The 12,279-nt window shown below is 72.5% G+C and carries 12 protein-coding genes and 1 pseudogene; 8 read left to right on the forward strand and 5 right to left on the reverse strand.

Features of this window, described 5'->3' with window-relative positions; all coding sequences use genetic code 11:
• Positions 1-62: 62 nt before the first annotated feature.
• On the reverse strand, positions 63-710 hold the full coding sequence (locus KS423_RS48105; protein WP_308020241.1) for a transglycosylase family protein: 648 nt from the start codon (positions 708-710) through the stop codon (positions 63-65).
• A gap of 226 nt (positions 711-936) precedes the next feature.
• On the opposite strand from KS423_RS48105, the pseudogene KS423_RS24185 reads away from it, so the two are divergent.
• A pseudogene (locus KS423_RS24185) lies at positions 937-1,618 on the forward strand (5'-methylthioadenosine phosphorylase).
• Positions 1,619-1,674: 56 nt separating this feature from the next.
• Here the strand turns inward: KS423_RS24185 and KS423_RS24190 are convergent.
• The gene (locus KS423_RS24190; RefSeq protein ID WP_224281781.1) at positions 1,675-2,337 is read right to left on the reverse strand and encodes a metalloregulator ArsR/SmtB family transcription factor; all 663 of its coding nucleotides are present in this window, start codon (positions 2,335-2,337) and stop codon (positions 1,675-1,677) included.
• A gap of 181 nt (positions 2,338-2,518) precedes the next feature.
• Here KS423_RS24190 and KS423_RS24195 point away from each other — a divergent pair, with 181 nt between their 5' ends.
• The 6 genes from KS423_RS24195 (at position 2,519) to KS423_RS24220 (ending at position 9,561) form a co-directional block, all read left to right on the forward strand.
• On the forward strand, positions 2,519-3,820 hold the full coding sequence (locus tag KS423_RS24195) for an MFS transporter (RefSeq protein WP_224281782.1): 1,302 nt from the start codon (positions 2,519-2,521) through the stop codon (positions 3,818-3,820).
• A gap of 226 nt (positions 3,821-4,046) precedes the next feature.
• Complete coding sequence (locus KS423_RS24200; protein WP_224281784.1) at positions 4,047-5,147, forward strand: tetratricopeptide repeat protein; 1,101 nt, start codon at positions 4,047-4,049, stop codon at positions 5,145-5,147.
• A gap of 68 nt (positions 5,148-5,215) precedes the next feature.
• Positions 5,216-6,133 carry a phosphorothioated DNA-binding restriction endonuclease gene (locus KS423_RS24205; protein ID WP_224281786.1) on the forward strand — a complete coding sequence of 306 codons (918 nt, stop codon included), beginning with the start codon at positions 5,216-5,218 and terminating at the stop codon, positions 6,131-6,133.
• Positions 6,134-6,276: 143 nt separating this feature from the next.
• The gene (locus KS423_RS24210; protein ID WP_224281787.1) at positions 6,277-7,980 is read left to right on the forward strand and encodes a GMC oxidoreductase; all 1,704 of its coding nucleotides are present in this window, start codon (positions 6,277-6,279) and stop codon (positions 7,978-7,980) included.
• Positions 7,981-8,048: 68 nt separating this feature from the next.
• Positions 8,049-8,597: a gluconate 2-dehydrogenase subunit 3 family protein gene (locus tag KS423_RS24215; RefSeq protein WP_224281788.1), complete on the forward strand. Its 549-nt coding sequence runs from the start codon at positions 8,049-8,051 to the stop codon at positions 8,595-8,597.
• Between the two features lie 31 nt (positions 8,598-8,628).
• On the forward strand, positions 8,629-9,561 hold the full coding sequence (locus KS423_RS24220; protein WP_224281789.1) for a ferritin-like protein: 933 nt from the start codon (positions 8,629-8,631) through the stop codon (positions 9,559-9,561).
• Between the two features lie 72 nt (positions 9,562-9,633).
• On the opposite strand, the gene KS423_RS24225 is transcribed toward KS423_RS24220, so the two are convergent.
• On the reverse strand, positions 9,634-10,236 hold the full coding sequence (locus KS423_RS24225) for a TetR/AcrR family transcriptional regulator (RefSeq protein ID WP_224281790.1): 603 nt from the start codon (positions 10,234-10,236) through the stop codon (positions 9,634-9,636).
• Positions 10,237-10,293: 57 nt separating this feature from the next.
• On the opposite strand from KS423_RS24225, the gene KS423_RS24230 reads away from it, so the two are divergent.
• The gene (locus KS423_RS24230; protein WP_224281791.1) at positions 10,294-11,190 is read left to right on the forward strand and encodes an alpha/beta fold hydrolase; all 897 of its coding nucleotides are present in this window, start codon (positions 10,294-10,296) and stop codon (positions 11,188-11,190) included.
• Positions 11,191-11,371: 181 nt separating this feature from the next.
• On the opposite strand, the gene KS423_RS24235 is transcribed toward KS423_RS24230, so the two are convergent.
• A complete protein-coding gene (locus tag KS423_RS24235) occupies positions 11,372-12,067 on the reverse strand; it encodes a CbiX/SirB N-terminal domain-containing protein (RefSeq protein ID WP_224281792.1) in 696 nt (231 codons plus the stop codon).
• Positions 12,067-12,279 (reverse strand): winged helix-turn-helix domain-containing protein (locus KS423_RS24240; RefSeq protein ID WP_224281794.1); only part of this gene is annotated, 213 nt, incomplete at its 5' end. The genes KS423_RS24240 and KS423_RS24235, both read right to left, overlap by 1 nt.

The raw sequence follows: 12,279 nt of genomic DNA on the forward strand, positions 1-12,279 counted from the left end.
GGGGTGGGCGCGGGCGGCGGGTCGGCGGGTCGGTGGGTCGGCGGGTCGGTGGGTCGGAGGGGTCAGGAGGGGAGGTCGAGGACCAGGCCGGGCACGATGAGGTCCGGGTCCTCGCCGACGGTGGCGCGGTTGAGGTCGTAGAGCGCGGGCCAGCCGCCGGGGACGCGCAGGCGCTCGGCGACCTCGGAGAGGGTGTCGTTGTCGCGGACGGTCCAGGTGCCGGCCTCCGGCCTGCGCCGGGCCGGCTCGGTGACCACGGGTGCGGCCCTGGCCGGCTCGGGTGCCGCGGGGGCGGCCGCCGGGGGCGGCAGGACGGCCTCGCGGCCCTTGCTGCGGGCGGAGCGGGCGCCGCAGACCGGCCAGGGAGAGAGACCGCGGCGCTCGGCGAGGTGCTGGGCGACGGCGATCTGCTGCTCACGGGTGGCGAGGTCGGCGCGCGGGGCGTAGGCGAGGCCGCCGTTCGCCCGCCAGGTGGACTGGTCGAACTGGAGGCCGCCGTAGTAGCCGTTGCCGCTGTTGACGCGCCAGTTACCGTTGCTCTCGCAGGCCGCCACGCGGTCCCAGTCGTACGAGCCGCCGCTCGCCCTTCCGGGGTCGGACCCGCTGCCGCGGCCCGGTGGCGCGGCGTGGGCCGCTGGGGCGGCGAGGGCCACGGAGAGGGCGCAGAGCGCGGTCGGGACGATGTGGCGCAGACGATCGGTGGCAAGCATCGGCGGCTCTCAGACTGGGGAACAGGACCGGCGCCGTCCGCGGACGGCGCACTCCCACCGACGCACACCGGACGGCGCGTTCCGGGTCCGACACGTCCGACAGGTCACCCGCACGGCGGCCCGGGACCACCCCGGTGGCCCGCGGCCGATCGGCAGTACTCCTCGTGACCCGCCGCAGTCCCCGCTGATCCACAGTGGCCACGTCTCTCGAATGAGGGTGCGAACGATGACGGTCGATCAGGGCGCCATACGGGCCGAGTTGGGCGTGATCGGCGGCTCGGGGCTCCACGCGCTGCTGGACGAGGTGACCGAGGTTCGGGTCGACACGCCGTACGGGCCTCCGAGCGACGCGCTGTTCCCGGGCGAGGTGGCCGGCCGCCGGGTCGCCTTCCTGCCCCGGCACGGGCGTGGTCACGGTCCGCCGCCGCACCGGATCGACTACCGGGCCAACCTCTGGGCGTTGCACGCGCTGGGCGTGCGGCAGGTGTTCGGGCCGTGCGCGGTGGGCGGCCCTGGCGGCGGCCCGCGACACGGCCTGGGAGCCGGTGGACGGCGGCACCCTGGTGGTGATCGAGGGGCCGCGCTTCCCGGCCCGCGCCGAGTCCCGCTGGTTCTCCGCCAACGGCTGGTCGGCGGTCGGTATGGCCGGGCACCCGGAGGCCGTGCTGGCGGGTGAACTCGGGCTCTGCTACACGTCGTTGGCGCTGGTGACGGACCACGGCGCGGGGGTGTGGAGCGGGGACGGGGTCACCTGCGCGGAGGTGCTGGAGGTCTTCGTGGGGAACGCCGACCGGCTGCGCACGGTGCTGTTCAAGGCGTTGGAGAGCCTGCCCGCCGAGCGGGACTGCGTCTGCTCGCACACCCTGGACGGAGTCACCGTCGGCCTGCCGGGCGTCCTCGGCGGCTGAGCCTCCGTCGGGCAGCACGCCCGGCCGTCCTCAACGAGCCATCCGAGCGGGGTGGTTCAGGATCCGGTGGCCACCGGGAGGTCGGCCAGGCGCCACTCCAGCATGCCGTCGTCGAGCCGGACCGCCCGGCGTCCGTGGGCGGCGAGCAGGCGGACCGCGTCGTAGGCCAGCACGCAGTACTCGCCGCGGCAGTAGACGACCACCTCGGTGTCCGCGGGCAGCTCGTCCAGCCGCTCGGCCAGCTCGTCGACCGGGATGTTGAGCGCGCCGGGGATGTGCCCGGCCAGGTACTCCTCCACCGGGCGCACGTCCAGCACGAGCACCTCGCCGGCCTCGGCGCGGGCGCGCAGCTCCTCGTTGCCGACCTCCTGCGCGCCGTCCTCGCCCAGATAGGCGTCCAGTGCGGGCGGCACCGCGGCCTGGTGGCGCTCGGCGACCCTGCGCAGCAGAGCGAGCAACTCGCCGACGTCCGGGCCGGAGAGTCGGTAGTGGATGCGGACGCCCTCGCGCCGGGTGGCGACGAAGCCGGCCTGCTTGAGCGCCTGGAGGTGGGCCGAGGCGGTGGTCAGGTTCAGCCCGGCCGCCTTGGCCAGCGCGTCCACGGTGCGCTCGCCCTGGGCGAGCAGGTCGAGCAGCTCCAGGCGCTTTCCGCTGGCCAGGGCCTTGCCGCTGGCCGCGAACGCGTCGTACAGCTGCGCCTTCGCTTCGCTCATGGCCATCGCGTCCTCCTGCCCGATGCTCCGGAGCCCTTTGTCCAAGGTTCCATGGAATAGCGTACCGGACCTGCCTCGACGGGTGTTCTCCGAGCTCAGGGCAATCTTCCATAAATCCATGGAATATTGTCGAAAGCGTCGGCCGCTGCAACCGGGCGAGACCGTACCCGTCATCACAGGAGGACCGATGAGCACCACGCCCCCCGGCGCACCCGCCCGCGAGCTCGGGGGTGAGGCAGTGCGCGAGGCCGCCCGCCCGGTGCGGCTCGGCCTGCGGGAGAACTGGCTCCAGTTCACCCTGCTGGTCGTGGTCACCGCCACCGTCGGCGGCCTGGTCGGGCTGGAGCGCACCACCGTGCCGCTGATCGGCTCCGAGGTCTTCCACCTCACCAGCGACCTCGCCGTCTTCTCCTTCGTCATCGCCTTCGGCGTCACCAAGGCCCTCACCAACCTCGCCGCCGGTGCGCTGACCGCCCGCTTCCGCCGCAAGCAGCTGCTCGTCGCGGGCTGGCTACTCGGCATCCCCGTCCCGTTCGCCCTGGCCTGGGCGCCCGCCTGGGGCTGGATCGTGGCCGCCAACGTGCTGCTCGGCATCAACCAGGGCCTCACCTGGTCGATGACCGTCAACATGAAGATCGACCTGGTCGGCCCGGCCCGGCGCGGGCTCGCCACCGGCCTCAACGAGGCGGCCGGCTACGCCTCGCTCGGCGTGACCGCGCTGCTCACCGGCTACCTCGCCACCTCGTACGGGCTGCGGCCGGCGCCCGAGCTGATCGGCGTCGTCTTCGTCGTCGCCGGACTCGCGCTCTCCCTCGCCGTCCGCGACACGGCGGCGCACGTCGCGCTGGAGCTCGCCCGGCACCCCGGGGCCGCTCCGGGCCCCGCGACCGGGCCCGGTCTGTGGCAGACCTTCGCGCACACCTCCTGGCGGGACCGCTCGCTGCGCGGCGCCAGCCAGGCCGGCCTGGTGAACAACCTCAACGACGGCCTCACCTGGGGCGTCTTCCCGCTGCTGTTCACCGACCACGGGCTCGGCCTCGCCGCGATCGGCCTGATCAAGGGGCTGTACCCGCTGGTGTGGGGCCTCGGCCAGATCCCCACCGGTCACCTGGCCGACCGGATCGGGCGCAAGCCGCTCATCGTCACCGGCATGCTGGTCCAGGCCGCCGGCCTCGGCCTGGCCCTGGTGCTGCTCGACCGTCCGCTGCCGGCCGGCGTCGTCTCGGCGGTGCTGCTCGGGCTCGGCACCGCGATGGTCTACCCGGCGCTGATCGCCGCCGTCTCCGACCACGCCCACCCGAGCCGACGGGCCAACGCGCTCGGTACCTACCGGTTCTGGCGCGACATCGGCTACGCGGCCGGCGCCCTGCTCGCCGGAGTCCTCGCCGACGCACTCGGCCTGAACGCCACCATCGTGGCGGCGGCCGTGCTCACCGCGGCCTCCGGGCTGCTCGCCGCCCGGCTGATCAGCGACAAGGTCGCGCACTGAGGGGCCCCGGCCATCCGGCGTTCACCTGTCGTTCGCCGTCCGCACGGGCGTGATCCGGCCGTGCGGTTCGGCTGCCGTGGAGCAGCGGTGCGGTCGGCGGGGGTGACGGAGGCGCCGTGCCGGGTGCGGCCGCTGACCGGGCGTCAGGCGGAGCGGTTGTCAGTGCGGGGTGAGACGGTACGGGCCTGGGTGCCACGCAGGGGAACAGGCGACCGGGGAGGCGAATGTGAGCGGGGAACCGACCATCGATTGGGAGCCGCAGTACCGAGGCGCCTACTCGAATCCCCAGGCCGCCGAGTGCTACGAGCGGTTCGTCACCACCTTGGACGCGGAGTGGTTGACCGCCCTGAAGGGGCTGGCCCAGCTCGAGAGCACGCAGGCGGGGGACCTGCACGCGCTGGCGTCGGCCTACCTGGTCGCGGGGCGGCCCACGGAGGCGGTCCCGCTGCTGGAGTTCCTGGTGTTCCTGCAGCCGGAGGAACCGGGCGTGCGGTGCGACCTCGCCTACGCCTACGCCCGGATCGGCAGTGCGGACCGGGCGTCACGGGAGCTGGAGCGCGTTCTCGCTGCCCACCCCGGATGGCCCGCGGCCGTCCGGCAACTCGCCGACGTCCGGGCCTGGTTGCGGTGGCACGAGGACACCGTGGACCTCCTGCGGCAGCAGGCCGACGTCTTCACCCTGCTGACCTCCGACGGGGCCGCCGACACGACCCGGTACCTCGCCCTGGCGAAGGTGCTGTACCAGCTGGCCACGGTCCCGCGCAGCGGCGTGGACTGGCCGGACGTCGTGAGCGTCCTGGAGCGGGCCCACCACCTCGACGGCGGTCACGAGCAGGTGCTGGAACTCCTCGCGGCGGCGAGCTACCACGCGGGAGCCGAGGCACAGTGGCACGTCGCGCTGTCGGCGCTGGAGCGGGTCGCCCCCGGGTCCGAACACCTCGACCACTGGCGGTCGGTCCCGCCCACCCCCGCTCCGAACCCGGACCGGCTGCTCGCGACCGCCTCCTCCGAAACCGCTGACGCCCACGGCGCCCTCCGGGACCTCCGGTCGAGCTACCGGGCGGCTCCGAACAACCCGGACATCCAGCGCTGCCTGGTGCAGGCGGAGGCCGGTCTCGGAAACGTGGCCGAGGCGCTGTGGCTGGCCGAAGGCCTCGCCGCCACCGACGGGCTCGACTTCTACGCGCACGGCGCCCTGATGACGGCCTACGGGATCATCGGGGACGGACGGGCGCGGCGGCACCTCGCGGCGGCCCTGGAGCTCGCGCCGGACCAGGACGCGAGGGTCGAACTCCTGGCCCAGTACGACGCGCTGATCGAGGACTGACGCCGATCCGGGGCGGCTCGGCCGCCGGGGGTGATCCCGACGCCGTACCGCGAACTACGCTGGCGGGCATGGACTGGCTCGATCGGGTGGCGCGGCTGAGGCGCTGGACGAACAACGGCGTTCGTGCGCCCCACAAGCCGCTGCTGCTGCTCTACGCCCTCGGCAGCCACCAGCGGGACGCGGACGGCGAACTGCGGTACAGCGCGGTGGAGGCGGAGCTGAAGGGGCTGCTCGCCGAGTACGGGCCGTCGCACGCCACGACTCCCGCGTACCCGTTCCACCACCTGGTCAGCGACGGGGTGTGGGAGGTCCGGACCGATCAGGGGCCGGGGAGCCCCGGCAGCGGGGTCGGGCTTCTCCGGTCGAGCGGGGCCACCGGCAGACTCGTGCCCGAGCTGCGGACGGCGCTCGGTGAGGAGCCGGCGCTGCTGGGGCGGATGGCCAGGGTCCTGCTGGACGCACACTTCCCGACGTCCCTGCACGCCGACCTCTGCGAGGCGGTCGGCCTCGACCTGGAGCGGGCCGAGGCCGGCATCGTGCGAGGGGCCGACACCGCGGCCCGGCGGCAGCGCGACCGGCGGATGCGTGAACTGATACTCACCGCCTACGAGTTCCGGTGCGCGTTCTGCGGCTACGACGGAGCGCTCGGGGCGAGCGCGGTCGGACTGGAGGCCGCGCACGTGCGCTGGTGGTCGCACGACGGGCCGGACGAGGTCGACAACGGCCTGTGCCTGTGTTCGCTGCACCACAAGCTCTTCGACAAGGGCGTGCTGGGGCTGGGGGAGGGCCGTCGCATCCTGGTCTCCGACCGCTTCGTCGGCCGTAGCGAAGCCAGCCGCCGGCACGTGCTCGCGCTGTCCGGACGCCCGGTCATCGGCCCGCAGCCGGGCCGACCGCCGGTCGCGAACCGGCACCGGGAGTGGCATGCGCGGCAGGTGTTCCACGGCGTTCCCCGCGAACCGGTGCACCGGTCACGGTTCGCGTAGGCGGGCTCTTCCGGACGGTCGACGATCACTCCTGGATCCACCGGTCGCGGTTCGTCGCGGCCTCTGCGAGACTTGTCACGATCTGATCACTGACAGTGACGGTTGTGTATCGCGCGGCGATATCCGGTGAAAAGAGTGGGATCTTGTCCGATATCCAGGCGTTCGACGTCATCATCGTCGGCTCCGGGGCTGCGGGTGGAATGGCGGCGCACGAGCTCTGTGCGGCGGGCGCTCGCGTCCTGATGCTGGAAGCGGGCCGGGACTACGATCCCGGGACCGAGACGCCGATGTTCAACACGCCGCAGGACGCGCCGCTGCGGGCGGCCTCGACGCCGGACAAGCCGCAGGGCTTCTACGACGCCACCGTCGACGGCGGCTCGCAGATCGCCGGTGAGCCGTACAGCCAGGCGGACCCCCCGAATCCGGACAAGTCGAATCAGTTCAGCTGGTGGCGGCCGCGGATGCTGGGCGGCCGCACCAATCACTGGGGCCGGGTGGCGCTGCGCTTCGGACCGTACGACTTCAAGCCCAAGACCCGTGACGGACTGGGCTTCGACTGGCCGATCGAGTACGCCGACCTGGCGCCGTGGTACGACAGGGCCGAACGCCTCATCGGCGTCACCGGCCTTCCCCACGGTATCGAGAACGCCCCCGACTCCCCGCCCGGCGTCCAGCTCCCGCCGCCGTCCCCGCGCGCCTTCGAGATCGTCCTCGGCCGGGCGTTCGAGCACCTGGGCATGAAGGTGGCGGCGATCCGGGCGGCCGTGCTCACCCGCCCGTTGGACGGTCGCGCGGCGTGCCTCTACTCGACCCAGTGCACCCGCGGCTGCGCCAGCCGCTCCAACTTCCAGAGCACGACCGTTCTCATTCCCCCGGCCCGCGCCACCGGCAACCTCACCGTCGTGTGCAACGCCATGGTGTCCCGGGTCGACGTCGACGCGACCGGGCGGGCCGCCGGGGTCACCTACAACGACCGGGTGACCGGCTCCGCGTTCTCGGTCACGGGGCGGGTGGTGGTGCTGGCGGCGGGGACCTGCTCGTCGGTGCGCATCCTGCTCAATTCGCGAAGCGCCGCGTTCCCCAACGGGATCGGAAACGGCCACGGGCTGGTCGGCAAGTACCTGATGGACTCGGTCGAGTTCTCGCGCTCGTCGCGAATTCCGATGCTCGAAAAACTCCCCGTGCTGAACGACGACGGCATCTTCACCCCGCACATCTACGTGCCGTGGTGGCTGCTGCCCGAGCAGGCCGCCGGGCAGCTCGGGTTCCCGCGCGGGTACCACATCGAGCCGCGCGGGGGCCGAAGGATGCCGACCACCGGCATCGGAAGCCTGATCGACGACGGCAGCGCGACCTACGGCGACGCCCTGCGGGCGGAGGTCCGGCGGAAATACGGCACGGCCGTCACCCTCATCGGCGAAGGCGAGATGATCCCGAACGAGGACTCGTTCTGCGAGCTCGATCCGACGGTCAAGGACACGTGGGGAGTTCCGGCCCTGCGGTTCCACTGGAAATGGGGAGATCCGGAAGTCCGGCAGGTCACGCACATGCACGACACCTTCAACAAGGTCTTCAGCCTGCTCGGTGGCGCGCCGGACACCAGTCCCGTCGCGATGCCGCAGGGCGGCGGAGCGGTGCACGAGGTCGGCGGCGCGCGGATGGGGACCTCGCCGCAGGACTCCGTGCTCGACGCCCACAACCAGTGCTGGGACGTGAGGAACCTGTTCGTCGTCGACGGCGCCGCGTTCGCGTCGAGCCCGGACAAGAACCCCACGCTCACCATCCTGGCCCTGGCCGCACGGAGTTCGGCCCGCATCCTCGAACTGCTGAGGAGCGGCGGGATCTGACCGCGCCGCGCGCCCAACATTCCTGCGGGCACAACCGGATGACGGTACATCGGAATCGAGAGGAAGAGATGGACCAGCACAGTGCCGCCGGGGTCGGTACCGCACCGCAGGGCTACGGCACCGATCCCAACCTCGTGACGCCGCACACGCCTTGGCCGCGCACGCTCTCGGAGCGCGAGCGCGCACTCGTCGCGGCCCTCGCCGACATCGTCCTGCCGGGCACCGCCGAGTATCCGGCGCCGAGTGCGATGGGGATCACCGACTTCTTCGACGACTGGGTGAGCGCTCCCTACAAGACGCAGCAGGGCCACAGGACCGTCATCACGACCGGCCTCGCCACGGTCGACGCGCAGGCGCGGCGCCAGTTCGGGACGGGGTTCGTCGAACTGGAGGGCTCCCGGCAGCGCACGATCGTCGACCAGATCGCGTCGACCACCGCGACGGACCGGAGCTTCTTCACGAGGTTCCGGTCCCTGCTGCTCGCCGGCTACTTCACCTCCGACGTCGGTTTCGAGGCGATCGGTTACGCCGGGAACGTACCGCTGCTCGCTTTTCCGGGCGTCCCGCCGGAGGCGCAGCGCATCATCGACGACGAACTCAGGAAGTTGGGGCTGTAGCGTGAATCCGGCGACCGCGGGCACTCCGCGCATGAAGACCATCAGGGAGTACGTCGAGGCGGGAGTTCTGCCGCTGGACGACCTCAAAGGCGCCCTGCACCTCGCGATGCGGCTGGAATTCGCCACCATCCCGCCGTACCTGTGTGCGCAGTGGTCGGTCAAGGACGACCCGGACCGCACCGAGGGTGTGCTGCACAAAATCGTCAGCCAGGAGATGAACCACTTCGCGCTGGCCGGAAACCTGCTGGCCGCGATCGGCGGCCGGCCGTCGATCGCGCACCCGGAGTTCCTGCCGGCCTATCCGGCCGACGAACTGCCCGGCGGCATTCCGCAGGAGCTTCCGGTCGATCTGAAGCCGCTGGTCAAGGACCAGCTCGCGGTGTTCATGCAGATCGAGTACCCGGAGTTCCCCCCGGTCGCCCTGCGGGCCGGGCGGCCGCCTGCCACGATCGGCGCCTTCTACGACACGATCATCCAGACGTTCCAGAAGCTTGAGCCGGCGATCGACCCGAAGGCCCACGCGGTGGAGGTGCCATTCGCGAAGCCGATCAGAACCGTCACCGACGCGGTCGACACGATCAACCGGATCAAGAGCGAGGGGGAGGGGACACAGGGCTCGCCCGATCAGCCGCCGGGGGAGGGGGAGGGCGGCCACGCGCACTACTACCTGTTCAAGGAGCTCTACGTCCAGAAGCGGCTGGTCAGGACCGGCGACAAGTGGAGCTTCAGCGGAGCTCCCGTCAACCTGCCGACGGTGTACGACTTCGCGCCCTCCCCGGCCCGGCCGAACCCCTCGACCGAGTTCAACCGCACCCTGTCGAAGCTGCTGGTCGACCTGGAGACGTGCTGGACGTCCGGCGCGCCGCCGAACGTGGCGGCCATGTTCCGGCTTCAGATCCTCGGGCGGGACCTGATCACTCGGGGGATCCGTCCGGAGTTCCGGTGGGATGACGGAGCGGCCTGAGCGAGCCCCCGCCGCAACGGTCGAAGATCAAGCCGGGGCCTTCCTTCGGATCGCAGGAATCCGGGCGCAGCGTCAGCCGGGGAAGATCCGGCCCAGGTGGTAGTGCAGGACGGCGGCCGCCTCCTCCGCCGTCCGCTGCCCGAGCAGCACGCTGAGGCCCAGGCCGGCGGAGACGGCCAGCAGGACGACGGCCTCCTGCCGGGCGTCGAGCCGCTGATCGGCGTCCCCGGCCTGCTGGGCGGCGGTGAGCCGGGCGACCAGGAAGGCCTCCATCTCCTCGGGTGCCGCCAGGAACGGCTGCCCGGCGAGCGCCGGGTCGGTGACGGAGAGCACCGCGTACTCGGTGTAGATGAGGTGGAAGGCCCGACTCTCCTCGTCGGTGGGGACGGCCTCCAGCAGCACCGCCTCGATGATGCCGCGCGGGTCGGTGGTGGCGCCGGTCGCGCGCACGCGCTGCTGGACCCGTTCGCCCATGCGGGTGGCCAGGCGGGTCATGGCGGCGAGCAGCAACTGTTCCTTGGTGTCGAAGTAGTACTGCACGAGGCGCACTGAGACGCCGGCCTCGATCGCCACGGAGCGCATGGTGACGGAGTGCAGGCCGCTGCTCGCCGCCGAGCGGAGCAGGGCGTCGATGATGTGTGCCCGCCGCTCCTCGTGATCCACCAGCTTCGGCATCGGGTTCCTTCCGGATATTTTTGTGGTACAACCATACCATCAAAGTCGGGAGGGATCATGACCAGGACCAGCGTCGGGCACTTCGTCAGCGAGGAAGCCCGTACGAAGTTCCTTGCGGCGTACGACCGGGCGATGGAGCTCTGGCCGAGTCCGCGCCAGGAGCTCGATGTCGAGACCGCGTACGGGACCGTGCACGTGCACCGCTACGGTGCGACGACCGGTGAGCCGATCGTCCTGCTGCACGGCCACGCCGGGCACCCGTCCAACTGGTACCCGCAGATCGCCGCCCTCGGCGAGCGGCACCCGGTCTACGCGATCGACACCCTGGACGACCCCGGCCGCAGCGTGCAGCGCGCCGTCGCGGCCGGGTCGGAGGAGAACGCGGCCTGGCTGGGGGAGGTGCTGGCCGGCCTCGGGGTGGAGCGGGTGCACCTGGTCGGGGTCTCGTACGGTGGCTGGCTGGCCCTCAACCAGGCCATCCACGCGCCCGAGCGGCTCGCCTCGGTGGCGTCGCTCGACCCGGGCGGGATCGAGAAGGTCCCCGCGCGGTTCTACGTCCACATGATCGGCGGCCTGTTCGGGATGCTCGCCCCGCGCCCGCTCCGTCCCGCGGTCGGGCGGCTGCTGGCCAACCCGGCGCTGAGTGCGCCGCGCGAGATGATCGCGCCGCTGATGCTCGCGATGCGGAGCTACAAGCCGAGCAGTCGCCCGCCGGCCCGGCCTTTCACGGACGAGGAGTTGGCGTCGATCCGGCTGCCCGCGCTCGTCCTGGTGGGCAGGCGCAGCGCGTTGCTGCGGCCGCGCCAGGTGGTGGAGCGGGTCACGCGGCTGATCCCGGGTGTGCGGGTGGAGATCGTCGAGAAGGCCGGGCACGGACTCAACCTGGAGCAGCCGGAGGTGGTGAACGAGCGGCTGCTGGACTTCATCGGCGATGTCGGGCGCGTCCAGCTGTAGACGTGCGGCGGTGTCGGTACTGCTGCCGTGAGGCTCAGGCGTCGGCGCGAGCACCTGACGACGTGACTCACGCGGAGTGCGGTTCCCGGCCCGTGCCCCGGGCGTCCTGGGGCGCGGGCCGCGCGCCTGTGTGCGTGAGAAGTCGGACAGGCCGACTTCTCACGCACTCCACCGGGCGGGCTCAGGCGGCCGATCGCAGTGCCGTGGCCGCCCTCGCCTCGTCGTAGCGGCGCAGGACGAGGTGGGCGACGGCCGGGTGGGCCGCCAGTGGGGCGCTGGTCCACCGTGCCGCCGTGGTGGCGGCGCGGCGGGCGAAGAAGCCGGGGGAGAGGAGGTAGGAGGCAACGGCGATCCCGGGGCGGCCGGCGGCCTGGAGGGCAGCGACGGCCTGGTGCGGAGTGGGTGCGGCGGCGGACAGGTGGGCGGCGGTGATCGGGCGGCCGAGACGGGTGGCGAGGAGGTCGGCCATCCGGGCGGTGTCGGCGAGTGCTGTCGGGTCGGCGGAGCCGGCGCCGGCCAGCACCACCGGTGCGTGCGATGGGGCGCCGGCCTCGGCGAGGCGGTCCGCGAGGGCCTCGCCGAGCAACGGGTGCGGGCCGAGTGCGGGGGCGAGGTGGCATCGCGGGAGCCCGGCGGCGGCGAGGGCGGCGGGCAGGTCGACGCGCAGGTGGTAGCCGGTGCCGAGGAACAGCGGCACCAGGACCGGGCGCTGGTCGGCGAACTGGGCGAGAGCACGAGCGAGCGACGGCCGGGCGAGGTCCAGGAAGCAGCAGCGGACGGCCCGTTCAGGACGCAGTGAGCGAACAGTCCGCATCAGGGCGCGAATCGATGTGCTCGCCGCCTCATCGCGGCTCCCGTGCGCGACGGCGAGCAGCATCAGCCCGCCGCCAGTCGGTAGCCGCGCTTGGGGACGGTCCGGATCAGCCCCGCGTGTGGCCCCAGTGCGGCCCGCAGCCGGCCGACCGTCGCCTCCACCGCGTGTTCGTCGGCGCTCGCGTCCGGCCAGGCGGCGCGCAGGAGTTCGGCGCGGCTGAGTACCCGGCCGGGCCGTTCGGCGAGCGCCCGCAGGACGGCGGCGCCATCCGCGCC

The organism is Streptomyces sp. LS1784, assembly GCF_020103755.1.
Taxonomy (GTDB): domain Bacteria; phylum Actinomycetota; class Actinomycetes; order Streptomycetales; family Streptomycetaceae; genus Kitasatospora.

Coding starts and splice junctions, on each gene's coding strand:
- KS423_RS48105 (WP_308020241.1), bottom strand. CDS start 710: ATGCTTGCCACCGATCGTCTGCGCCACATCGTCCCGACCGCGCTCTGC.
- KS423_RS24190 (WP_224281781.1), bottom strand. CDS start 2,337: ATGGCCATGAGCGAAGCGAAGGCGCAGCTGTACGACGCGTTCGCGGCC.
- KS423_RS24195 (WP_224281782.1), top strand. CDS start 2,519: ATGAGCACCACGCCCCCCGGCGCACCCGCCCGCGAGCTCGGGGGTGAG.
- KS423_RS24205 (WP_224281786.1), top strand. CDS start 5,216: ATGGACTGGCTCGATCGGGTGGCGCGGCTGAGGCGCTGGACGAACAAC.
- KS423_RS24215 (WP_224281788.1), top strand. CDS start 8,049: ATGGACCAGCACAGTGCCGCCGGGGTCGGTACCGCACCGCAGGGCTAC.
- KS423_RS24220 (WP_224281789.1), top strand. CDS start 8,629: ATGAAGACCATCAGGGAGTACGTCGAGGCGGGAGTTCTGCCGCTGGAC.
- KS423_RS24225 (WP_224281790.1), bottom strand. CDS start 10,236: ATGCCGAAGCTGGTGGATCACGAGGAGCGGCGGGCACACATCATCGAC.
- KS423_RS24230 (WP_224281791.1), top strand. CDS start 10,294: ATGACCAGGACCAGCGTCGGGCACTTCGTCAGCGAGGAAGCCCGTACG.
- KS423_RS24235 (WP_224281792.1), bottom strand. CDS start 12,067: ATGCTGCTCGCCGTCGCGCACGGGAGCCGCGATGAGGCGGCGAGCACA.